Raw genomic sequence first — 22,567 nt, 5'->3', positions numbered from 1 at the left:
ATCTGAGACAATACTGACAGTCCGAACTGCAACCGTCGGCGTCCTGTGGGCGGTGCAGCGTGTCTGAAAGGCCAGGTATGTCGATTCTGCGTCGCGGCGACCGGGGAAGCGCGGTCATCGAGATCAGGTCGGCACTGGCGGGTCTGGGGCTTATCAACAGCCCCGATGCCGACCTGAGCACCGGCAGGCACGTCGCGGTGGACGTCTTCGATGCCGATCTCGACCACGCCGTTCGCGCGTTCCAGCAGCAGCGCGGTCTGCTGGTGGACGGCATGGTGGGCGAGGCGACCGCGCGTGCACTGCGCGAGGCCTCCTACCAGCTCGGCGCCCGCACGCTGTCGCACCAGTTCGGTGCACCGATGTACGGCGACGACGTCGCCACCCTGCAGGCCCGCCTTCAGGATCTCGGCTTCTACACCGGGCTGGTCGACGGTCACTTCGGCCTGCAGACTCATAACTCGCTGATGTTCTTCCAGCGCGAGTACGGGCTGTTTCCGGACGGCATCTGCGGCCCGGAAACGTTGCGGTCGTTGTACTTCCTGGGTTCCCGGGTGACCGGCGGATCTCCGCACGCGATCCGCGAGGAAGAGCTGGTTCGCAGCTCGGGCCCGCGGCTGTCCGGAAAGCGGGTGATCATCGATCCGGGCCGCGGCGGGGATGACATCGGTGCCATCGTCCAAGGTCCCGAAGGCCCGCTCAGTGAGGCAGATATCCTGTGGGACTTGGCGAGCCGGCTCGAAGGCCGGATGACAGCCATCGGGATGGACACCTTCCTGTCCCGGCCCGCCGGGCATTGCCCGACCGACGCCGAACGCGCCGCAACCGCCAATACCGTTGGTGCAGACCTGATGATCAGCCTGCGCTGCACCAGCCACCAGAGCCCGTCGGCAAATGGCTTGGCGTCGTTCCACTTCGGCAATTCGCACGGCTCGGTGTCCACCATCGGTCGCAACCTCGCAGACTTCATTCAACGAGAGCTGGTGGCGCGCACCGGATCCAGCGATTGCCGCGTTCATGGCCGCACCTGGGATCTACTGCGGCTGACCCGGATGCCCACTGTCCAGGTCGATTTGGGCTATGTGACCAACCCGCAGGACCGGGCCCTACTGGCCACCAGCCAGTCTCGCGATGCGATCGCCGAAGGCATGTTGGCCGCGGTGAAGCGGCTTTATCTGCTCGGCAAGAACGACCGGCCGACCGGCACCTTCACCTTCGCCGAACTGCTCGCCCACGAGCTGTCGGTCGAGCAAGCCGGCCGCTGACCGTCCCTCTCCCTCAGTTCGCGATGCCATGAACGAGTAGGAAGGGCGGCAGCTCGCCGCGGTGCGGGTGCGATTCGAGGACGGCCGGCGTCGGAGCCGGCTCCCTGATCGATTCGATCCGGAACCCGGTTGCCAGCAGGGTCCGGAGATATGTCGACACCATGCGGTGGTAGTTGCCTGCTCTGCGCACGCTGCCAGGATGGCCGGACCTCCAGAACCCCTCCGCCAGATAATCGCCGACCCGTCTCCGTAGCGTTCCCTAGGTTACGTCCGAGGATGCGTTGGGTGCGTCGAAGCAGGGGTGCGGGACGGTGAAGACGAGATGACCCGCTGGCCTGAGGACCCGGTTAATCGCGGTGAAAGCCGGGTTGAGGTCCGGGATGTTGTTGAGCGACAGTGCGGCAGTTACCCATTCGACCGAGGCCTCGGCAACGGTGGACAGGGTGGATCCATCATCGACTCGGTAACGGACGTTTAGCGGATCGACGGTTTCGGTGCGTTGAGCATGACCGATCATCCGCACCGCCGGATCCACCCCGGTGACGATCGCGCCGCGAACGGCCAGTGCCCGGGTGAGCAGACCTTCCCCACATCCCACGTCGAGAACGGGTGCCCCCGACAGGTCGCTGGGCAACTCCGCCAGAAGGATATCCCGCGAGAACTCGTGCATTGCCGATCCGCCGCGCACAAGGGCGACGTACCAGTCTGCGAGGCTGTCCCAATTCTCATCCACCGGGGCCGAGCCTACGGATCGCGACCCGCCGCCGCCAAAGAGGAAGCGGCGCAGTCCTATCTGGTACTGGTCGGCGCGAACACAGCGAGTGCCGGTGACCCCGCCCCCACCGGCGCCTGCAGCCGCGCACTCTCCAGCAGACGCTCGAGAGCTGCCTCGACATCGGCCTTCCAGCCCAGTCCCTGCTCGAGCTCGAGCCGCAGACGTGGGAAGTAGGGGTGCGGTGCAACTACCTCAAAACCCATGTCTATGAGTAGGTCTGCTTGGATGATGCACTGGCCGGCCGAACAGTCGCCGAGCACCTCGATCACCTGCTCCAGATCGGACGGGACGCCGGAGTCCGGACACAGATCCTCCACCAGCGCCGTGCGCCCGAATGCCTCGAGCGCGCGAACGCCTCGGCGCACCAGATCGGCCACCACCGCGGTGATCAGACCGCGTGAGAGGTTGTCGCCGTCGTCGGCGGATTCCAAACCGATCGAGGTCAGCAGGACGGCATCGGCACTGACCGGTCCGGTCGGGAACTTCCGGGCCCGCGGTACCGCACCGGGCGGTGCGTAGAAGACGTAGCCGAGACAGGATTCGTCACTGAAGACCTCCGGGCGGTCAGGATTCCGCTCCCCCGGTTCGGCCGCACCCCGGATGGCCAACTGGGCGCACGATCCCCACTCCAGCATGACCATCGACAGCCACGCTTCCTTCTCGAACTCGGGATCGGCAAGCTGGTCATCACCGCGCAGGGTCGAGGGATCGACTTCCCAAAACACGCATCGCCTCGCATGCTTTGGCAACTGCTCGAATGCCTCGAGCCGCAGCGGGCTGATTCGGGCTGACACTTGGACTCCCCAACCTTCACATGGTTCCGGCGCGCACGGATGCCACTCCAGGATAGGAGAATGCACTCCGCTCGGCCCACCGAGCCTGGCTAAGTTCGTCGAACCGGTGTTGGACATCAAAGCTGTTGTTACGCATGACATCTCCTCTCCGACCCGATATCTCAGCGACCTTCCGCGGATTCAGTGTCACAGTGACGTAATTCGCCTGTGTCTCTGGTCCTGCGCGTGCAACGCGGAATCGGCCATTTCGTGACCTCTATTGCTTCGCGGAGTTCATCAGTTCGACGATGCGCTGCAGATCGTCGACCGAGCCGAACTCCACCACGATCTTGCCCTTGCGTTTGCCCAAACTGACGGTGACCCGGGTGTCGAAGGCCGTGGAGAGTTGTTCAGCAACGTCCTGCAGACCCGGCATCTGAATCGGCTTGCGCCGCGGCGACGGCGGATCGCTCGGACCATTACGGTTGGCCAGGGTGACGGCTTCCTCGGTGGCGCGCACCGACAGACCCTCCGCCACGATCCGTGCCGCCAACTCCTCCTGCTTCTCCGGACCACCCTCCAGCGACAGCAGCGCGCGGGCGTGACCCGCCGACAACACACCTGCCGCCACCCGGCGCTGCACCGGGATCGGCAGGCGCAGCAGGCGAATCATGTTGGAGATCAGCGGCCGGGAGCGACCGATGCGCGTTGCCAGTTCGTCGTGGGTGACACCGAATTCATCGAGCAGCTGCTGATAGGCCGCCGCCTCTTCCAACGGATTCAGCTGAGCCCGATGGATGTTCTCCAGCAAGGCATCGCGCAGCATGCTGTCGTCCGCGGTCTCACGAACGATCGCCGGGATGGTGTCCAGACCTGCCTTCTGGGTCGCCCGCCAACGGCGCTCCCCCATCACGAGCTGATAGCGGGTCAACCCGTCGGCGGCCTGCATCGCGCGCACCACGATCGGCTGCATGACACCGAACTCGCGGATGGAATGCACCAATTCGGCCAGTGCTTCCTCATCGAAAACCTGCCGCGGCTGGCGTGGGTTAGGGTCGATCAGGCCGGGGTCGATCTCCCGGTAGACCGCGCCGAACTCCGAAGCCCCGGACGCCGGGGCCTCGTCGGCGGTGGCGGATGCCGGAGCCCCGCCCATCAGAATGTCGGCGGTGGCCGCGCCGATCCGCGGACCGCCCAGCGCTTCACCCTCTGCCGGACCGGTGGGAATCAGGGATGCCAGGCCACGACCCAAGCCACTGCGTTTCTTCGCCTGGTTCATGATGCTGCCCGTCCCCCTATGTGGATTCTCTCGCTACCAAAATACGTGGCGGCCGACCGCGCGCCCAGCCCTCGGCACCCTCCCCGGATCGCTCCGTCGAGAACGCTACTGCTCATTCGCGTGGGCCGCCCTTGGTTCTGCCGCGTTCGGCGATCTCCCGGCTGGCGTCGATATAGCTCATCGCTCCACGTGAACCCGGGTCGTAGTCGAGGATCGTCATCCCGTACCCGGGCGCCTCGGAGACCTTCACGCTGCGCGGGATCACGGTGCGGAGCACCTTGTCGCCGAAGTGCGCCCGGACATCTTCGGCCACCTGATCGGCCAGTCGGGTCCGCCCGTCGTACATGGTGAGGACGACAGTGGTGACGTCGAGTTCGGGATTCAGATGCGCTTTGACCATCTCGATATTGCGCAGCAGCTGGCCCACTCCCTCCAGTGCGTAGTACTCGCACTGGATCGGGATCAGCACCTCAGGCGCGGCGACGAGCGCGTTGATGGTCAGCAGCCCCAGTGACGGCGGGCAATCGATGAAGACATAGTCGAAGCTGTGTTCCTTCAGTCCCGCCAATGCGGCGCGAAGCCGGCCCTCGCGAGCGACCATGCTGACCAGTTCGATCTCGGCGCCCGCCAGATCGATGGTGGCCGGCACACAGTAGAGGCGCTCGTTGTGCGGGCTCCGCTGCAGGGCCGTCTCGAGCGGGATCTCACCGATCAAGACTTCATAGGACGATGGCGTGCCCTCGCGGTGCTCGATACCCAGCGCGGTACTCGCGTTGCCCTGTGGGTCGAGGTCGATCACCAGAGTCTGGAGCCCCTGGAGCGCGAGCGCGGCTGCGACGTTGACCGCCGTGGTGGTCTTCCCGACGCCGCCCTTTTGATTGGCGATGGTGAAGACGCGCTGCCGATCGGGGCGCGGCAGTTCCCCGTGGCGCTTGTGCAGCAGCCGGGTCGCCCGCTCGGCTTCGGCGGCAATGGGGGTGTCAGCGGCCTGATCGCCCTTCCAGGTTCCTGCCGCGGTTGACCATGTTTCACGTGAAACGTCGCTCTTCGGAACATCGCGGGCGGACGGCTGATTACTCGCGCTCCCGCGATTACCCCTGCCGAACTTCATCGTTTCCTCCTACCGGGTCGCGAGGCAACCACTCCGCGTCGTGCGACCACCACGGTGGCAGGTGGCTGCAAAAAGTTCACGCCACATCTCACCACCTTCACCTCTATGGCTCCAAGCGAGCTGAGTGTCCGCCGGTACTCTTCGACCTCATCCACGGCACGTTCCCCCTTCAGTGCCAACATCCGACCGCCCGCACGCAACAGCGGCAGGCTCCACCGCGACAACTTGTCCAATGAGGCGACTGCACGGGACACCACCGCATCCATTTCGCCCGCCGCATCCCGCACCGCTCGATCCTCGGCGCGACCGCGGATCACCGCGACGTCAAGACCCAGCTCGTCGATCGCTTCTCGCAAGAACTCGCTGCGACGCAGCAGCGGTTCGATCAGCGTGACCTGCAGATCCGGCCGCGCAATCGCCAACGGTATACCGGGTAGGCCGGCGCCGCTTCCGATGTCGGCGACACGCTCACCCGGCTCGAAGAGTTCGGCCATGGCTGCGCTGTTCACGAGATGGCGGTCCCACAGTCGATCGACCTCAGACGGGCCCAGCAGACCGCGCTCGATTCCTGCCCCGGCGAGGATCTCGCCGTACCGCTGCGCCACCGCCAAGCTCTCGCCAAAGCAAAGAGCCGCCGACTGGGGCGCCGGACTCAGTTCGCCATGTTTCACGTGAAACATCCTCCGGTTGCGCTCCAGGCCGACGGCCCTGAACTTGTCGCTCGAACTACAAGCGTGTAACTAGTCGACTCACGCTGGCAGCACGACGACGCGTCGCGAAGGCTCCGCGCCCTCGCTCTCGCTGCGGACACCATCGACGGCCGCCACGGCGTCATGCACGATCTTGCGCTCGAACGGCGTCATCGGGGACAGCTCCTCGCGCTCTCCGGACTCCAGCACCCGCTGCGCGATCTTGTCGCCCAGCGCCGCCAGCTCGTCGCGGCGACGGCGACGCCACCGGGCGATGTCCAGCATCAGCCGGCTGCGCTCACCCGTCTTCTGGTGGACGGCCAGTCGGGTCAGTTCCTGGAGGGCGTCGAGCACCTCGCCCTTGCGGCCGACCAACTTGTTCAGGTCGCTACCACCGTCGATGCTCACCACCGCTCGGTCGCCCTCGACGTCCAGATCGATGTCACCGTCGAAGTCCAGGAGGTCCAGCAGCTCCTCCAGATAATCACCGGCGATCTCGCCCTCCGCAACCAGTCGATCTTCGAGGTCCTCGGTGGGCGCGTCGTCCGGCGCTGGGTCGGTAACCAGCTCGCTGTCCTCGGGCGCGGCTTCGGTGCGCTCGGTGGTTTCGGCGTCAGTCATATCCGTGTTCTCCTTACTTCGCCACGTCCGCCCCCGGTGGGTTCCCGGGTCGATCGGCTCTCGGCTTGGCTTCTAGCGCTTGCGCTTCTTGGGCCGTGCGCCCGGCCGCGGAGTGCCCCCCGGCGTTCCGTTGGACGCATCGTTGTTTCTGCCCTTGGGGGCAGATGTCTGTGGTTCGCCAGCGACCTCTTCGGCCGCTTCCGGCTCGGTGAGCTCCTGCGCCGAGTTCGCGGAAGTCGCGCTGTCCGCACCATCGGTCGACGGATCCTTCACGACCTTGCGAGCCTTGTTCGGCTTCTTACCCGGTGCCGGTGCGTTCGCCGAGCGACGTTCAAGGGCTTCGGCCTTCTTGAGCTCTTCCTCGGCTTCGATCTTGCCGAACACGTAGTGCTGCTGAGCGAAGGTCCACACGTTGTTGGACACCCAGTAAAGAATGATCGCCAGCGGCAGGAACGGGCCACCGACCACGACACCGAGTGGGAACACGTACAGCGCCAACTTGTTCATCATCGCGGTCTGCGGGTTCGCGGCGGCCTCTGGACTCTGGCGAGCCACCGACGCGCGGCTGTTGAAGTAGGTAGCGATACCCGCCAGGATCATCAGTGGCACACCCACACCGATGATCGCCATACGGCTCACGTCGAAGCCGATGAACGCCTGCCAGCTGCTCTCCGACTGGATCATCGTCGCGCCCAGCGGCGCACCGAAAAAGTTCGCCTGCAAGAAGTGCTGCACATCGGCCGCGCTGAACACGTAGTTGGGCAGCTGCTTGTTCAGTTCCAAATCCAGGCCGAGTTCGCCGAAATTGTGGCCGGTCCGGTTGAAGGATCGCAACACGTGGAACAGCCCCAGGAACACCGGCACCTGCGCGAGCATCGGAAGGCAGCCCAGGATCGGATTGAATCCGTGTTCCTTCTGCAGTTTCTGCATCTCCAGCGCCATCCGCTGGCGGTCTTTCCCGTACTTCTTTTGAAGCGCCTTGATCTGCGGCTGCAGTTCCTGCATCTGCCGTGTCGTCCGGATCTGCTTGACGAACGGCTTATACAGAATCGCGCGGAGCGTGAACACGAGGAACACCACCGACAGTGCCCACGCGAAGAAGTTCGTGGGTCCGAGGAGGAAGGCGAAGGCCTTATACCAAACCCACATGATCGCCGACACCGGGTAGTAAATGATGTCCAGGCTGAACCAGTTAAACAACAGAATCGCTCCTGACGACTTCTACTGAAGTCTTATCGCCGGTCTTGTCGCCGCGCTCGGGTATCGGGTCCCATCCGCCACGGTGCCATGGACCACATTTGGCCAACCTCACCGCGGCCAGCCAAGCGCCACGGATCAGCCCGTACTCGGTCAGGGCATCCACCGCGTATTCGCTACACGTGGGGGTGAACCGGCACGACGGCAACCGCAACGGAGAAATCATCGTCCGATACAGCTGGATCACGAAGATCACGCCGTTGACGGCCCACCGGGTCACGGTCGGCTCGGCTTGTGGATACGGGTCTTCTTCAACGCCGCGCGAAGTTCAGATTCGAGGCGAGCCGAGATCGCGTCCCGGCTTCCGGGCAACGCACGGATCACCACACGAGCGCGTGGGCCGAGATCGGCCGCCTCGTCGTTGATCAGGTGGAAGGCCGCGTGACGCAGTCGTCTCGACACACGGTGGCGCTGCACCGCGGAGCCGACCGACTTGGATACCACGAGACCTATCTTGGGTCCGTCGTCACAGCCGTCAGAAAATCCGTCGTGCAACGCATGCACGACGAGATCGGGCTGAACCGCCCGTACTCCTTGGCGAACCGTGACACCGAAATCAGTCGACCGTGTCATCCGGTACCGGGCCGGAAGCACTGCCCTGAACCCTGCGTCGAATCACGCAGTCAGGGAGCGGCGGCCCTTGCTGCGGCGGCCCGACACGATGGCGCGGCCGGCACGCGTACGCATGCGCAACCGGAAACCGTGCACACGGGCCCGGCGGCGGTTGTTCGGCTGAAAAGTCCGCTTGCCCTTGGCCACGGTTGTTTCTCCTCGTTCGGTCTGGTGTCGACACCCTCGATCACCATGACAGTCATGGCAGCCGAGGACGCAGCCACCGTTGGTAAGCTCATCCATCTTGCCGGCGCGGCACCTCTGCGATTCTCAAGAGAACCACCAAGTCGCAGCCGTATCGCCACGTGCGGGCGACTGCTCGAGGGTACTGACGAGATTTGCCTGGGTCAAACCTGACCAGACCGGCTCCCAGACCACCCGATGTCAGTCTCACCCGGTAACAAAAGCCACACCTGTCCCCCACTTTGCCGTTCCTGTCAGGAACCTGTCGGCAATGTTGCAGAACGGTTGGCACTCCGAGAGAAAACTGTTAGCTTTTCGCAATGCCGTTTCGAAGTTTGGAACGGCGCCGGAACCAGAGCGGGGATGACACCGGCCGCGAGACCGCAGACCACAATCGGTCTGTGCCGAGCTCCGACACGGGGTCCACGCCCACAGATAGCGCGACGATTTACTACTGATTACTGTCCACAGTCTGTGGATAACTATGTGGACAGTTTGTTATCGTCGCCCCCCGGGACATCCCGAGGAAGCCGTTAGGGGGTAGGCGTCGTTGACTGCGGACCCCGATTCCCCGTTCGTCACGGTCTGGACCAATGTCGTTTCCGAGCTCAATGGAGAGACACCGTTCGGCGAGACCGTCAACGGAGGCCCACGTGAGCAACTCCTCACCGCACAGCAACGTGCCTGGCTGAAGCTCGTCAAGCCCCTGGTCATCGCCGAGGGGTTTGCCCTGCTGTCGGTGCCGTCCGCCTTCGTGCAGAACGAGATCGAACGGCTACGCGAACCGATCGTCTCGGCGCTCAGCCGACAGCTCGGCCAGCGCGTCGAACTCGGCGTTCGCATCGCCACCCCAGGTCCCGACGACACTCCCGAACCCGAGGCCGCGTCGGAGACCGATGAGCAGCCCGCGACCGACAGCGAGGAAGTCGACGAGGACGGCGAGGCCCTCGCCAATGCCGAAGCCAGCTGGCCGACGTACTTCAACCGGTCCCAGAACACCGCCCCTGAAGCCAACGCCGTCAGTCTCAACCGGCGCTACACCTTCGAGACGTTCGTGATCGGCGCCTCCAACCGGTTCGCCCACGCCGCGACCCTTGCCATCTCCGAAGCACCGGCTCGGGCCTACAACCCGCTGTTCATCTGGGGCGAATCCGGCCTCGGCAAGACACATCTACTGCACGCAGCCGGCAACTATGCCCAACGGCTCTTTCCGGGGATGCGTGTGAAGTACGTCTCCACCGAGGAATTCACCAACGACTTCATCAACTCGTTGCGTGATGACCGCAAGGCATCCTTCAAGCGCAGTTACCGCGATGTCGACATCCTGCTCGTCGATGACATTCAGTTCATCGAGGGCAAGGACGGCATCCAGGAGGAGTTCTTCCACACCTTCAACACGCTGCACAACGCGAACAAGCAGATCGTCATCTCCTCGGACCGCTCCCCCAAACAGCTGGCCACCCTCGAGGACCGGCTGCGGACCCGTTTCGAATGGGGCCTGATCACCGATGTGCAGCCTCCCGAGTTGGAGACCCGCATCGCCATTCTGCGTAAGAAGGCGCAGATGGATCGCCTCGACGTACCCGATGACGTGCTCGAGCTGATCGCCAGCCGCATCGAACGCAATATTCGTGAGCTCGAAGGCGCCCTCATCAGGGTCACCGCGTTCGCCTCGCTGAGCAAGACCACGATCGACAAATCGCTGGCCGAGATCGTCCTACGGGATCTCATCTCGGATGCCAGCACCATGCAGATCAGTACCGCGACCATCATGGCCGCCACCGCCGAGTACTTCGAGACCACCATCGAAGAGCTCCGTGGGCCCGGTAAGACCCGCGCACTCGCGCAGTCCCGCCAGATCGCCATGTACCTGTGCCGTGAGCTCACCGATCTGTCGCTGCCCCGCATCGGTGAAGCCTTCGGCCGCGACCACACCACGGTCATGTACGCCGAGCGCAAGATCCGCGACGGCATGGCCGAACGACGCGAAATCTTCGATCACGTCAAGGAACTCACCACCCGGATCCGCCAGCGCTCCAAGCGCTGAGCCCACTTTCACGTCGTTCCGGCGACAAAAATTTGCGAAAAACTTGTGACCCGTTGGCACCACTCGTCACACAAAATCGGTGTGGAAACTGCTGTGCACAACTTGGGTGAAACCTCCGGTCAACCCGGCGTCCACTCCACAATCACATGGTTATCCACAGCTGCCCCCCATCCGTCCTATATTGCTCCACAGGCTGCACACACCCCTTGCACCGCCGCCACCTGCGTGGAACCGCCTCGATGCACAGCTTCCACAGGACCTATTACTGTTGCTTTTATCTCTAGAAGGTTCATCTTCTAAAAGCAGGCTGTTGGGGACAGAGCACGGACCTCTCGGATCAATGCTCCTGCGGAGCCGCGCGTCCGGCGCTCGAATCGCTTTCAAGTTCGCGCCGAACGCTCTACGGTGGTGATTCGATACGCCGGTGCGATCGTCGACCAGTTCGCGACTACGCTCGGAGTGACACGGGGAATCCGCTGGTTGATGCTGGTTGATGCGGTAGATCGAAGGGACGTTATGGACGTGGTGACGACGAATGTTGGTCTCACCGATTTGAAGTTCCGTCTGGTACGTGAGGATTTTGCCGATGCGGTGGCGTGGGTTGCCCGCAGCCTGCCGTCTCGGCCTACCGTCCCGGTGCTCGCCGGCGTGCTTCTCACCGGCTCCGATGACGGCCTGACCATCTCTGGATACGACTACGAAACCTCCGCCGAGGTGCGTGTTGCAGCTGAGATCGCTTCTCCTGGAAGCGCTTTGGTTTCCGGTCGGTTGCTCTCGGATATCACCCGGTCACTGCCGGCCAAACCCGTGGACGTCAGCGTCGAGGGCACCCGGGTATCGCTGAGCTGCGGCAGCGCCCGCTTCTCACTGCCCACGATGGCTGTCGAGGACTACCCGTCGTTGCCCGCGCTGCCCGATGAGACCGGGGTGGTGTCGGCCGATCTGTTCGGAGAGGCCATCGGCCAGGTCGCCGTCGCGGCCGGTCGCGATGACACCTTGCCGATGCTGACCGGCATCCGGGTGGAGATCTCCGGTGACAAGGTTGTTTTGGCTGCCACCGACCGTTTCCGGCTGGCCGTGCGTGAACTGACCTGGTCGACGGATTCGGCCGGCGTCGAAGCGGCGGTGCTGGTGCCGGCGAAAACACTGTCCGAGGCCGCCAAGACGGGCACTGACGGGACCGAAGTTCATCTGGCGCTCGGTGCCGGCGCGGCCGTGGGTAAAGAGGGCCTGCTCGGTATCCGTAGTAACGGCAAGCGCACCACCACCCGGCTACTCGATGCCGAATTCCCGAAGTTCCGTCAGTTGCTGCCGACCGAACACACTGCGGTCGCGACGGTCGGCGTCGCGGAGTTGACCGAGGCGATCAAACGCGTCGCCCTGGTGGCCGACCGTGGTGCGCAGGTCCGGATGGAGTTCAACGAGGATGGCGTGCGGCTGTCCGCGGGTGCCGACGATGTCGGCCGCGCCGAAGAAGACCTGCAGGTGGAATTCGCCGGCGAGCCGCTGACCATCGCGTTCAATCCGACCTATCTGACCGATGGTTTGGGTTCGCTGCGCTCCGAGCGCGTCACATTCGGCTTCACGACACCCAGCCGTCCCGCGGTGTTGCGTCCCGCGGGGGACAATGGTGTCGAGGCCGGCGCAACGGGGCCGTTCCCCGCCGCGCAGACCGACTATGTCTATTTGTTGATGCCGGTGCGGCTTCCGGGCTGACCGGCTGACCGTCGCGGAGGGAAGCACGCATATGCAACTCGGGCTGATCGGGCTGGGCAAGATGGGCTTCAACATGCGGGAACGCCTGCGTGCCGGAGACCACGAGGTGGTCGGCTACGACCCGCGCCCAGAGGTCACGGATGTTCCGACATTGGCCGCGCTGGCCGAGGCGCTGCCGGCACCGCGCACGGTGTGGGTGATGGTGCCCTCCGGTGAGGTGACCCGCACGACCATCGCGGATCTCGCCGAGGTGCTCGAGCCGGGTGACTTGGTGATAGACGGTGGCAACTCGCGCTACACCGAAGACGGACTGCACGCAAAACTTCTGGGAGACAAGGGAATCGCGTTCATCGATGCCGGTGTCTCCGGCGGTATCTGGGGCCTGACCGAGGGTTACGGGCTGATGGTCGGCGGCAGTGATGAGGACGTCGCGCGCGCCATGCCGATCTTTGACACCTTGCGTCCCGCCGGCGAGCAGGCCGACGGTTTCGTGCACGCCGGCCCGGTCGGTGCCGGACATTTCACCAAGATGGTGCACAACGGTGTCGAATACGCGTTGATGACCGCCTATGCCGAGGGCTACGAAATGCTCGCCGCCGAGGAGCTTGTCAAGGATCCGCAGGCGGTCTATCAGGCGTGGACGAACGGCACCGTGGTGCGGTCCTGGCTGCAGCAGCTGCTGGCCAAGGCGTTGAAGGAAGACCCGGGTCTGGACAATCTGACCGGATACACCGAGGACTCCGGTGAAGGACGTTGGACGGTCGAAGAAGCCATCCGGCTGCGGGTTCCGGTGCCGGGTATCGCCGCTTCGTTGTTCGCCAGATTCCTTTCCCGCCAGGAAGATTCACCGACCATGAAGGCCGTTGCGGCCCTTCGCAACCAGTTCGGCGGGCATGCGGTGCAGCGGATTTCGGAATCCGGCTAGCTTTGTACGTACGCCATCTGGGATTGACGGACTTCAGGTCGTGGCCGCGGGTCGACCTGGAACTTGAGCCCGGACAGACGGTGTTCGTTGCGCCCAATGGCTATGGAAAGACCAATCTCATTGAAGCATTGTGGTATTCGGCCACGCTCGGCTCACACCGAGTGGCGTCTGACGCACCGCTGATCCGCTCCGGTGCCGAGCGTGCGGTGGTCTCTACCATCGTGGTGAACGAGGGCCGGGAACTCGGGGTGGATTTGGAGATCACCACCGGGCGGGCCAACAAGGCCAGGCTGAACCGGTCTCCGGTGCGCAGCCCCCGGGAGATCCTGGGAGTCTTGCGGGCGGTGCTGTTCGCTCCGGAGGATCTGGCGCTGGTGCGTGGCGACCCGGCGGAACGACGCCGTTATCTCGACGAGGTCGCGACCACCCGACGGCCCCGCATCGCGGGTGTGCGCGCCGACTACGACAAGGTCGTTCGGCAGCGCACCGCGCTGCTGAAGTCTGCCGGCCCGGCGCGTCACCGCGGCGACACCTCGATGCTGGACACACTCGAATCCTGGGACGGCCATCTGGCTTCACATGGTGCGCAGCTCATCTCGGCGCGAATCGACCTCGTCAACCAGCTCGCCCCCGAGGTTGAGAAGGCCTATCAGTTACTGGCACCGGCATCACGGCCCGCGGCGATCAGATACCGGAGCTCGGTGGAGATCATCGAAAACGAGGCGGCGTCGGGAACCGTCGACCCGGCGGTGTTCGAGGCCGCACTGCTCGAGGAGCTGAGCCGCAAGCGGTCCGCCGAATTGGAACGCGGAGTGTGCCTGGTGGGACCGCACCGTGACGATCTCGAACTACGCCTTGGCGAGCAGCCCGCGAAAGGATTCGCCAGCCACGGCGAATCCTGGTCGATGGCTTTGGGTTTGAGGTTGGCAGCCTACGAACTGTTGCGTGCCGAGGGTTCGGACCCGGTGCTGCTGCTCGATGACGTGTTCGCCGAGCTCGACAGTGCCCGGAGGCGGGCACTGGCCAAGGTGGCGGCCTCGGCGGAACAGGTTCTGGTGACCGCCGCAGTGCCCGAGGATCTGCCCGTGGACTGGGACGTGCGCCGCATCGAGGTCACCATGCGCGATGATGACAGTGGACGCATTTCGGAGGTGGTGACGTGACCGGGGACGACGAGGTGCAGGGCCCGCCGGATCATCTGGCCGGTCTGACCGGAATGGACATGGTGCGCCGCGCGCTCGAGGAGGCCCGGGGCGCCGCGCGCAGCCAGGGTAAAGATGTCGGGCGCGGCAGGGTGGCTCCCGCGAAGCGGGCCCCGATCACGGGTAGGCGCCGCAGATGGTCCGGACCCGGCCCGGATGCCCGCGATCCACAGTCGTTCAGCGCGGCCACCCGGGACCTCGCGCAATCCCGCGGTTGGTCGAAACAGGTGGCCGAAGGATCCGTGCTTGGCCAGTGGGCGACGGTGGTCGGCGATCAGATCGCCGACCATGCGATACCCACCAGCCTGCGGGACGGGGTGCTGACGGTGTCGGCGGAATCCACGGCCTGGGCCACCCAGCTGCGGATGGTGCAGGCCCAGCTGCTGGCCAAGATCGCGGCGGCCGTCGGGGACGGAGTGGTGACCACCATGAAGATCCAGGGACCGGTGGCGCCGTCGTGGCGGAAGGGCAATCGCAGCGTCCCGGGGCGCGGCCCGCGGGACACCTACGGATAGTGGTCGTCTCAGACCCTCGATACGCCGGAAAACGAGCTGCTTGAGCGTCCCGACGCTCCGATAGGCCAGAAATTCCGCGCACGGCGCGGTTAGGTAGGTGGAAACGCCGCTACAGATTCAGTCCTGACAGTGTGTAACGGTAGACTGTGGGGAGCTTTGCCGGCGGTATCGAACCGCCCCCCGCGAACCCCAAGGAGACGCGTCCAACGTGGCTGCCCAGAAGAACAATGCCCCTACCGCATATGGCGCGGAGTCGATCAAGGTGCTCGAGGGTCTCGAGGCGGTCCGTAAGCGTCCGGGCATGTACATCGGATCCACCGGCGAGCGCGGTCTTCATCATCTGGTGTGGGAGGTCGTGGACAACGCCGTCGACGAGGCCATGGCGGGGTTCGCCAGCAAGGTCGACGTCCGCATCCTCGAGGACGGTGGCGTCGAGGTGACCGATGACGGCCGCGGCATCCCCGTCGCGATGCACAGCACCGGGATCCCGACCGTCGATGTGGTCATGACCGTTCTGCATGCCGGTGGCAAGTTCGAAGAGGGCGCCTATCAGGTGTCCGGCGGGTTGCACGGCGTCGGGGTGTCGGTCGTCAACGCGTTGTCCACGCGTCTGGAGGCCGACATCCGCACGGATGGCTCCGAGTGGTTCCAGACCTACGAGTACTCGGTTCCCGGCACGCTGCGCCAGGGTGAACCAACGAAGAAGACCGGCACCACCATTCGGTTCTGGGCGGATCCCAACATCTTCGAAACCACCAACTACGACTTCGAGACCATCGCCCGCCGCCTCCAGGAGATGGCATTCCTCAACAAGGGATTGACCATCGACCTCGTCGACGAGCGTGTCACGGCCGATGAGGTCGTCGATGAGGTCGTGAGCGATACCGCCGAGGCGCCGAAGTCCGCAGATGAGAAGGAGGCGGAGGCCAAGGGCCCGCACAAGGTCAAGCACCGCTCCTACCATTACCCCGGCGGTCTGGTCGACTTCGTCAAGCACATCAACCGCACCAAGACCGCGATCCAGCAGAGCATCATCGACTTCGACGGCAAGGGTCCCGGCCACGAGGTCGAAATCGCCATGCAGTGGAACGCCGGCTACTCCGAATCGGTGCACACCTTCGCGAACACCATCAACACCCACGAAGGTGGCACTCACGAAGAGGGTTTCCGCAGCGCGCTGACCACGGTGGTCAACAAGTACGCCAAGGACAAGAAGCTGCTCAAGGAGAAGGACGCGAACCTCACCGGCGACGACATCCGGGAAGGTCTGGCAGCCGTCATCTCGGTCAAGGTCAGTGACCCGCAGTTCGAGGGTCAGACCAAGACCAAGCTGGGCAATACCGAGGTCAAGTCCTTCGTCCAGAAGATTTGCAACGAACAGCTCAGCCACTGGTTCGAGGCCAACCCGGCCGAAGCCAAGACTGTTGTGAACAAGGCGGTTTCGTCGGCGCAGGCCCGGATGGCGGCGCGTAAAGCGCGCGAGCTGGTGCGGCGCAAGAGCGCGACCGACATCGGTGGTCTGCCCGGCAAGCTCGCCGACTGCCGCTCGACAGATCCGCGACTGTCGGAAGTGTATGTGGTGGAGGGCGACTCCGCCGGTGGCTCGGCCAAGAGCGGCCGCGATTCCATGTATCAGGCGATTCTTCCGCTGCGCGGCAAGATCATCAACGTGGAGAAGGCCCGCATCGACCGGGTCCTGAAGAACACCGAAGTCCAGGCCATCATCACCGCGCTCGGCACCGGTATCCACGACGAGTTCGACATCGCCAAACTGCGGTATCACAAGATCGTTCTGATGGCCGACGCCGACGTCGATGGTCAGCACATCTCGACGCTGCTGCTGACGCTGCTGTTCCGGTTCATGAAACCGCTCATCGAGAACGGTCACGTCTTCCTGGCCCAGCCGCCGCTGTACAAGCTGAAATGGCAACGCAGCGAACCTGAATTCGCCTACTCCGACCGCGAGCGGGACGGTCTGCTCGAGGCCGGTCGCGCGGCGGGCCGCAAGATCAACACCGAGGACGGCATCCAGCGCTACAAGGGTCTCGGCGAGATGGACGCGAAGGAACTGTGGGAGACCACCATGGATCCCAGCGCGCGGGTGCTGCGCCGAATCACCCTCGACGACGCGGCAGCGGCCGACGAACTGTTCTCCATCCTGATGGGCGAGGACGTCGAAGCCCGCCGCAGCTTCATTACCCGCAACGCGAGAGACGTTCGCTTCCTTGACGTCTGATGCCCGTTGACCTTCCCCTTCCCATTCCCAGCTGCTCATAGACGAGCGAGGAGCACATGACAGACACCACCCTGCCCCCGGGCGACGACGGCGCCACCACCGATCGCATCGAACCGGTGGACATCCAGCAGGAGATGCAGCGCAGCTACATCGATTACGCGATGAGCGTCATCGTGGGGCGTGCACTCCCGGAGGTCCGCGACGGGCTCAAGCCGGTACACCGCCGTGTGCTTTACGCCATGTACGACTCCGGATTCCGGCCCGACCGCGGTCACGCGAAATCGGCGCGCTCGGTTGCCGAAACCATGGGCAACTATCACCCGCACGGTGACTCGTCGATCTACGACACCCTGGTCCGGATGGCCCAGCCGTGGTCGCTGCGCTACCCGCTTGTCGACGGCCAGGGCAACTTCGGCTCGCCGGGCAACGACCCGCCGGCCGCCATGCGTTACACCGAGGCCCGGCTGACACCGCTGGCCATGGAGATGCTGCGCGAAATCGACGAAGAGACAGTCGATTTCATCCCGAACTACGACGGCCGCGTGCAGGAGCCGACCGTCCTTCCCAGCCGGTTCCCCAACCTGCTGGCCAACGGTTCTGGCGGCATCGCGGTCGGTATGGCCACCAACATGCCGCCGCACAACCTCCGCGAGCTTGCGGAGGCCGTCTTCTGGTGCCTGGACAACTACGAGGCCGATGAGGAAGAGACGCTGGCGGCCGTGTGCGAGCGGGTCAAGGGACCCGACTTCCCCACCTACGGTCTGATCGTCGGGTCCCAGGGCATCCACGACGCGTACACCACGGGCCGCGGTTCCATCCGCATGCGCGGTGTCGTCGAGGTCGAAGAGGACTCCCGGGGACGCACGCTGCTGGTGATCACCGAGCTGCCGTACCAGGTGAACCACGACAACTTCATCACCTCGATCGCCGACCAGGTGCGCGACGCCAAGCTCGCCGGCATCTCCAATATCGAAGATCAGAGCTCCGACCGGGTCGGCCTGCGGATCGTGGTCGAGGTCAAGCGCGACGCCGTGGCCAAGGTGGTGCTCAACAATCTCTACAAGCACACCCAGCTGCAGACCAGCTTCGGCGCGAACATGCTGTCGATCGTCGACGGAGTGCCCCGCACGCTGCGCATCGATCAGTTGATCCGGCTCTATGTCGTGCACCAGTTGGACGTCATCGTGCGGCGGACCATCTACCGGCTGCGCAAGGCCAACGAACGGGCCCACATCCTGCGCGGTCTGGTCAAGGCGCTCGACGCGCTCGACGAGGTCATCGCGTTGATCCGGGCGTCGGCCAACGTCGACGTCGCGCGGTCGGGCCTGATCGAGTTGCTCGATGTCGATGAGATTCAGGCGCAGGCGATCCTGGACATGCAGCTGCGACGGCTCGCCGCTCTCGAACGCCAGCGCATCGTCGACGACCTCGCCAAGATCGAAGCCGAGATCGCCGATCTCGAGGACATCCTGGCCAAGCCGGAGCGGCAGCGCGCGATCGTGCACGACGAGTTGGCCGAACTGGCCGACAAGTACGGCGATGACCGGCGCACCCGGATCGTCCCGGCCGACGGTGACGTCGCCGACGAGGACCTCATCGCTCGTGAAGAGGTCGTCGTCACGATCACCGAGACCGGCTATGCCAAGCGCACGAAGTCCGACCTCTACCGAAGCCAGAAGCGTGGCGGCAAGGGAGTCCAGGGCGCGGGGCTCAAGCAGGACGACATCGTCAATCACTTCTTCGTCTGCTCGACCCACGACTGGATCCTGTTCTTCACCACGCAGGGCCGGGTGTACCGGGCCAAGGCCTACGAGCTCCCGGAGGCGTCCAGGACGGCTCGTGGCCAGCACGTCGCCAACCTGCTGGCATTCCAGCCGGAGGAGCGCATCGCCCAGGTCATCCAGCTCAAGAGCTACGAGGATGCTCCGTACCTGGTGTTGGCCACCCGCAAGGGTCTGGTCAAGAAGTCCAAGCTCACGGACTTCGACTCGAACCGTTCCGGTGGCATCGTCGCGGTGAACCTGCGCGACGGTGACGAGTTGGTCGGTGCGGTCCTGTGCTCGTCGGAGGAAGACCTGTTGCTGGTCAGCGCGAAGGGCCAGTCCATCCGTTTCTCGGCGACCGACGAGGCGCTGCGGCCGATGGGGCGCGCCACCTCCGGCGTGCAGGGCATGCGGTTCAACGAAGAGGACCAGCTGCTGTCGCTGAACGTCGTCCGCGAAGGCACGTATTTGCTGGTCGCGACGTCCGGTGGCTACGCCAAGCGCACCGCGATCGAGGAGTACTCCGCGCAGGGCCGTGGCGGCAAGGGCATCCTCACCGTCCAATACGACCCCAAGCGTGGCAGTCTGGTCGGAGCGCTGATCGTCGACGATGAGACCGAGTTGTACGCCATCACCTCCGGCGGCGGAGTCATCAGGACGGCCGCTCGCCAGGTCCGCAAGGCCGGGCGCCAGACCAAGGGCGTCCGCTTGATGAACCTGGGCGAGGGCGACACACTGATTGCGATTGCACGGAATGCCGAAGGCGGCGACGAGTCTGACGGCGAAGAGGTCGAGGGCATCGAGCCTGAAGCCACCGAACCCGACAGCACCGAGCCCGACGCAACGTGACGCCGCTGCCATCTCGGCACGGCCTGAGACAAGGAGCCGCTAGGTGACTTCACCGAACGAGCCCGGACACCCGCGTGCGGGCGAGGGCCCCGGCAGCGCTAACGGAGCGCCTGCCGGGCCGCCGGGACGCGCGGCCGCCGAGTCCGGCGACGTTCCCCCCTGGCAACGGGGACCGGCTGCCCGGGCGAACGGGCCGCGTCCCACGGAGCAGGGCACCCCGTCCCGTCCCGCGGAAGCGCCCCGCGGGTCCGAGGGGCCCCGGCCCACGGAGTCGCAACGCCCCGTCGAAGGGCCCCGGTCCACCGAGGCACAGCGTCCGCCGGAGGGGCAGCGCCCCCCGGCCCGCTCCCCCGGTGCCGACGCCCGCCTGGGCCAGTTCATCGCCGGCGGGCCGAGCGCGGCCAACCGGGACACCGAGGTCGTCCCGGCCCGTACCCCGGAACGGCCCGAGGGGCAGCGCTCGGAGAATTACGCCAGCGAACTGCCGGACCTGTCCGCGCAGTCACGGCCTCCCCGCCCGGCCAACGCCCCCGCGCCCGCCGAGCAGCGTCCGCCGGCCCCGGCCGGCCGGGTGCAGGTGGCCAAGAAGCCGGCGGGCCCGGTACGGGCGAGCATGCAGATCCGCCGGATCGATCCGTGGAGCACGCTGAAGGTCTCCCTGGTGCTCTCCGGTGCGCTGTTCTTCGTCTGGATGATCGCCGTGGCCTTCCTGTACCTGGTGCTCGGCGGCATGGGCGTGTGGACCAAGCTGAACAGCAACGTCGGCGACCTGCTGACCAGTGACAGCGGAACCGGTGGCGAACTCATCTCCAGCGGAACGATTTTCGGCGGTGCGACGCTGATCGGTCTGGTCAATATCGTCTTGCTGACGGCGATGGCGACCGCCGGTGCGTTCATCTACAACCTCATCACCGACCTGGTCGGCGGCGTTGAGGTGACCCTGGCGGATCGGGACTGATCCTCGCGGTTTGGGCGATGGGGCGTGGTTACGGTAATCTCGTCGCTCGGCCGTAAAGGTTGTTACGGGCCTATAGCTCAGGTGGTTAGAGCGCTTCGCTGATAACGAAGAGGTCGGAGGTTCGAGTCCTCCTAGGCCCACGGAAGGGTATGCACCATGAAGCTGGTGTTGGTGGCAGTGCTGGCAGCCGCAGCGGTGATCGTGTACCGATCCCGGCACGGTGTCGAGGTCTGGCACACCACCGAGGCCCGCCTCGCATAACCCCGTAAGGGGCCTTAGCTCAGTTGGTAGAGCGCTGCCTTTGCAAGGCAGATGTCAGGAGTTCGAATCTCCTAGGCTCCACAATCAAAACAGCAGTTCATACGGCGTGCGTCAGCTCGCCGGGATGGGCGTCGTCGCACCGGATCGCGGCAACTCACCTTGGTGAGCCGGCCGAAGCGGCTCGGCGCCGGTGCGGCCCGGCCCCTCCTCGTCGGCGGCCTCCCCGACAAGATCGGCGAGGGCCAGCGCCACCCGCAGTTCCAGCGTCCGTTTCTCGAATGGACGCCCCAGCAGTTCCTCGGCCTGGCGGACCCGATAGGCAACGGTGTTCTCGTGGATGTGCAGTCGCTTGGCGGTTCTTCCGCGGCTGCAGTTCTCGTCGAGAAAAGTACGCAGCGTGGCCGCCAGCCGGCGCGTGGTTTCGTCCCTGGACCCCAGCCGGCCCAGTTCGCGCTGCACGAACACCCGCGACTGTTCGGCGTCCACGGTGGAGATCGCCCGCAGGGAGATGCTGTCGTAGCGGGTGACGCTGCCGCTCGGGCGGCTGGCGAGGCGGGCGATCCGTTGCGCCTCGGCCGCCTCGAGGTAGCTGGAACGAAAACCGCCGATGCCACGCTCGGGTTCACCGATCGCGACCCGCACCCCAGGCGCCTCGGCCGTTCGAAACCGTAACTCGTCCAACACCTTCGACGGCACGGCGCTGTGGGAGCTGATCCAGGCCGCGGTGGACAGGATCCCGAGTGGATGAACAAGGGGCCGCTGACTACCGATCGCGGAGGCGATATCGCGGATCGCCGCTTCCAGGACGGCCTGTGTGTTGCGGCCTTCTTCATGATGATCCAGCCAGGCGATGACGGCGACGTGCACGCGGCGGAGTTCGTGGCGTAGCCGGCGGGTGGCCACGTCGATGTCAATGGGCTTTCCGGCCAGGATGGTGCCGATCGTCTCGGCCTGGCTGGCGGCGGCGCTGCGCAACCATCGATCGCGTTCGGCGGTGTACGCCTCCTCCACCAGACACAGCGCGGCGTCGACATAGGCGAACATCCACGCCGAACCCAATTCGGATGCGAGATGCAGCTCGTCGGCGTTGCCGGCGTGGGTTTCCAGGATCGCCGTGAAATGCCCGGATGTCGCGGCGTGGGCCAGGCGATAGCTGCGCATCAGTGTCGTCAGCGGTATGCCATGTCGCGCGCCGTCGCGGGCATAGGCAAGGGTTGGCGCGGGCAGGTGTGTTGCACCGCTCGGGTCGGCTCCGGTCAGGAGCGCCTCGGCAAAGTCGCGGATACTGGCCTCGGTGCTGGCGCGGCTGACCTCGAGTGCTTCCTCGTTGACGAGCAGCTCGGGCAATCGCTCACTGGTGTATTCGTTGACCGCCTGCGCAATGTCACTGGCGCGTTCGCCCAGCCCAGCGGCGGCGGGCCGCAGCACCGTCAACCACACCCGACGCTGTTCATCGCCCTGCGCGCCCGTCCAGGCCGGCTCCATGCCTGCACGGTATCGCCGTGGGTCGACGCCGGTGCGCAAAATGTACAA

Annotated in this window: 20 protein-coding genes and 2 tRNA genes; 11 read left to right on the top strand and 11 right to left on the bottom strand. The window is 65.1% G+C overall.

Annotation, left to right across the window (positions count from 1 at the left end):
- The first annotated feature begins 77 nt into the window (after positions 1–77).
- The gene (locus EXE63_RS14685) at positions 78–1,262 is read left to right on the top strand and encodes an N-acetylmuramoyl-L-alanine amidase (protein WP_168142535.1); all 1,185 of its coding nucleotides are present in this window, start codon (positions 78–80) and stop codon (positions 1,260–1,262) included.
- A gap of 259 nt (positions 1,263–1,521) precedes the next feature.
- Here EXE63_RS14685 and EXE63_RS14680 read toward each other — a convergent pair whose 3' ends face one another.
- The 10 genes from EXE63_RS14680 to rpmH form a co-directional block, all read right to left on the bottom strand.
- On the bottom strand, positions 1,522–1,995 hold the full coding sequence (locus EXE63_RS14680; protein WP_168142534.1) for a class I SAM-dependent methyltransferase: 474 nt from the start codon (positions 1,993–1,995) through the stop codon (positions 1,522–1,524).
- A gap of 56 nt (positions 1,996–2,051) precedes the next feature.
- Positions 2,052–2,831: an acetyltransferase gene (locus tag EXE63_RS14675; RefSeq protein ID WP_168142533.1), complete on the bottom strand. Its 780-nt coding sequence runs from the start codon at positions 2,829–2,831 to the stop codon at positions 2,052–2,054.
- A 256-nt stretch (positions 2,832–3,087) separates the two neighbouring features.
- Positions 3,088–4,089 (bottom strand): ParB/RepB/Spo0J family partition protein, encoded by a 1,002-nt coding sequence (locus tag EXE63_RS14670; RefSeq protein ID WP_168142532.1) that lies wholly within the window; start codon positions 4,087–4,089, stop codon positions 3,088–3,090.
- 112 nt (positions 4,090–4,201) lie between these two features.
- The gene (locus EXE63_RS14665; protein WP_168142531.1) at positions 4,202–5,200 is read right to left on the bottom strand and encodes a ParA family protein; all 999 of its coding nucleotides are present in this window, start codon (positions 5,198–5,200) and stop codon (positions 4,202–4,204) included.
- Positions 5,197–5,880, bottom strand: coding sequence for a 16S rRNA (guanine(527)-N(7))-methyltransferase RsmG (rsmG, locus tag EXE63_RS14660; RefSeq protein ID WP_168142530.1), 684 nt, complete (start codon positions 5,878–5,880; stop codon positions 5,197–5,199). Before rsmG ends, EXE63_RS14665 begins: the two co-directional genes overlap by 4 nt.
- Before the next feature lie 69 nt (positions 5,881–5,949).
- Positions 5,950–6,510 carry a Jag family protein gene (locus EXE63_RS14655; RefSeq protein ID WP_168142529.1) on the bottom strand — a complete coding sequence of 187 codons (561 nt, stop codon included), beginning with the start codon at positions 6,508–6,510 and terminating at the stop codon, positions 5,950–5,952.
- Positions 6,511–6,582: 72 nt separating this feature from the next.
- Positions 6,583–7,710 carry a membrane protein insertase YidC gene (yidC, locus tag EXE63_RS14650; RefSeq protein WP_168142528.1) on the bottom strand — a complete coding sequence of 376 codons (1,128 nt, stop codon included), beginning with the start codon at positions 7,708–7,710 and terminating at the stop codon, positions 6,583–6,585.
- Positions 7,703–7,933, bottom strand: a complete 231-nt coding sequence (yidD, locus tag EXE63_RS14645) for a membrane protein insertion efficiency factor YidD (protein WP_210000726.1) — start codon at positions 7,931–7,933, stop codon at positions 7,703–7,705. The genes yidC and yidD overlap by 8 nt, the downstream gene beginning before the upstream one ends.
- Before the next feature lie 50 nt (positions 7,934–7,983).
- Positions 7,984–8,361, bottom strand: a complete 378-nt coding sequence (gene rnpA / locus EXE63_RS14640; protein WP_168142526.1) for a ribonuclease P protein component — start codon at positions 8,359–8,361, stop codon at positions 7,984–7,986.
- 21 nt (positions 8,362–8,382) lie between these two features.
- Positions 8,383–8,526: a 50S ribosomal protein L34 gene (rpmH, locus tag EXE63_RS14635; protein ID WP_068001749.1), complete on the bottom strand. Its 144-nt coding sequence runs from the start codon at positions 8,524–8,526 to the stop codon at positions 8,383–8,385.
- A gap of 586 nt (positions 8,527–9,112) precedes the next feature.
- Between rpmH and dnaA the strand changes: the two genes are divergently transcribed.
- From dnaA to EXE63_RS14585, 10 genes are all read left to right on the top strand, one after another.
- The gene (dnaA, locus tag EXE63_RS14630; RefSeq protein WP_168142525.1) at positions 9,113–10,609 is read left to right on the top strand and encodes a chromosomal replication initiator protein DnaA; all 1,497 of its coding nucleotides are present in this window, start codon (positions 9,113–9,115) and stop codon (positions 10,607–10,609) included.
- Positions 10,610–11,131: 522 nt separating this feature from the next.
- A complete protein-coding gene (dnaN, locus tag EXE63_RS14625; protein ID WP_210000534.1) occupies positions 11,132–12,325 on the top strand; it encodes a DNA polymerase III subunit beta in 1,194 nt (397 codons plus the stop codon).
- Positions 12,326–12,356: 31 nt separating this feature from the next.
- Positions 12,357–13,250: a phosphogluconate dehydrogenase (NAD(+)-dependent, decarboxylating) gene (gene gnd, locus EXE63_RS14620; protein ID WP_168142523.1), complete on the top strand. Its 894-nt coding sequence runs from the start codon at positions 12,357–12,359 to the stop codon at positions 13,248–13,250.
- Positions 13,251–13,252: 2 nt separating this feature from the next.
- The gene (gene recF, locus EXE63_RS14615; protein ID WP_168142522.1) at positions 13,253–14,413 is read left to right on the top strand and encodes a DNA replication/repair protein RecF; all 1,161 of its coding nucleotides are present in this window, start codon (positions 13,253–13,255) and stop codon (positions 14,411–14,413) included.
- Between the two features lie 53 nt (positions 14,414–14,466).
- Positions 14,467–14,967: a DUF721 family protein gene (locus EXE63_RS14610; RefSeq protein ID WP_234904581.1), complete on the top strand. Its 501-nt coding sequence runs from the start codon at positions 14,467–14,469 to the stop codon at positions 14,965–14,967.
- 208 nt (positions 14,968–15,175) lie between these two features.
- A complete protein-coding gene (gene gyrB / locus EXE63_RS14605; RefSeq protein ID WP_168142520.1) occupies positions 15,176–17,203 on the top strand; it encodes a DNA topoisomerase (ATP-hydrolyzing) subunit B in 2,028 nt (675 codons plus the stop codon).
- A 56-nt stretch (positions 17,204–17,259) separates the two neighbouring features.
- Positions 17,260–19,815 carry a DNA gyrase subunit A gene (gene gyrA / locus EXE63_RS14600; RefSeq protein ID WP_168142519.1) on the top strand — a complete coding sequence of 852 codons (2,556 nt, stop codon included), beginning with the start codon at positions 17,260–17,262 and terminating at the stop codon, positions 19,813–19,815.
- A 43-nt stretch (positions 19,816–19,858) separates the two neighbouring features.
- A complete protein-coding gene (locus EXE63_RS14595) occupies positions 19,859–20,773 on the top strand; it encodes a DUF3566 domain-containing protein (RefSeq protein WP_168142518.1) in 915 nt (304 codons plus the stop codon).
- Between the two features lie 66 nt (positions 20,774–20,839).
- A tRNA-Ile gene (locus EXE63_RS14590) sits at positions 20,840–20,913 on the top strand.
- A gap of 129 nt (positions 20,914–21,042) precedes the next feature.
- A tRNA-Ala gene (locus EXE63_RS14585) sits at positions 21,043–21,115 on the top strand.
- A gap of 30 nt (positions 21,116–21,145) precedes the next feature.
- Here EXE63_RS14585 and EXE63_RS14580 read toward each other — a convergent pair.
- A complete protein-coding gene (locus tag EXE63_RS14580) occupies positions 21,146–22,519 on the bottom strand; it encodes a PucR family transcriptional regulator (RefSeq protein WP_168142517.1) in 1,374 nt (457 codons plus the stop codon).
- Between the last annotated feature and the right edge of the window lie 48 nt (positions 22,520–22,567).

The sequence above is a fragment of the Mycolicibacterium frederiksbergense genome, from assembly GCF_012223425.1.
In the GTDB taxonomy this organism is placed as follows: Bacteria; Actinomycetota; Actinomycetes; order Mycobacteriales; family Mycobacteriaceae; genus Mycobacterium; species Mycobacterium frederiksbergense.
This window is presented reverse-complemented; position numbering and strand designations above follow the sequence as displayed.

Excerpts from the sequence above, each read along its gene's own strand:
- EXE63_RS14685 (WP_168142535.1), top strand. The coding sequence starts at position 78 with ATGTCGATTCTGCGTCGCGGCGACCGGGGAAGCGCGGTCATCGAGATC.
- EXE63_RS14670 (WP_168142532.1), bottom strand. The coding sequence starts at position 4,089 with ATGAACCAGGCGAAGAAACGCAGTGGCTTGGGTCGTGGCCTGGCATCC.
- EXE63_RS14665 (WP_168142531.1), bottom strand. The coding sequence starts at position 5,200 with ATGAAGTTCGGCAGGGGTAATCGCGGGAGCGCGAGTAATCAGCCGTCC.
- rsmG (WP_168142530.1), bottom strand. The coding sequence starts at position 5,880 with ATGTTTCACGTGAAACATGGCGAACTGAGTCCGGCGCCCCAGTCGGCG.
- EXE63_RS14655 (WP_168142529.1), bottom strand. The coding sequence starts at position 6,510 with ATGACTGACGCCGAAACCACCGAGCGCACCGAAGCCGCGCCCGAGGAC.
- yidD (WP_210000726.1), bottom strand. The coding sequence starts at position 7,933 with ATGATTTCTCCGTTGCGGTTGCCGTCGTGCCGGTTCACCCCCACGTGT.
- gnd (WP_168142523.1), top strand. The coding sequence starts at position 12,357 with ATGCAACTCGGGCTGATCGGGCTGGGCAAGATGGGCTTCAACATGCGG.
- EXE63_RS14610 (WP_234904581.1), top strand. The coding sequence starts at position 14,467 with ATGGACATGGTGCGCCGCGCGCTCGAGGAGGCCCGGGGCGCCGCGCGC.
- gyrA (WP_168142519.1), top strand. The coding sequence starts at position 17,260 with ATGACAGACACCACCCTGCCCCCGGGCGACGACGGCGCCACCACCGAT.
- EXE63_RS14580 (WP_168142517.1), bottom strand. The coding sequence starts at position 22,519 with ATGGAGCCGGCCTGGACGGGCGCGCAGGGCGATGAACAGCGTCGGGTG.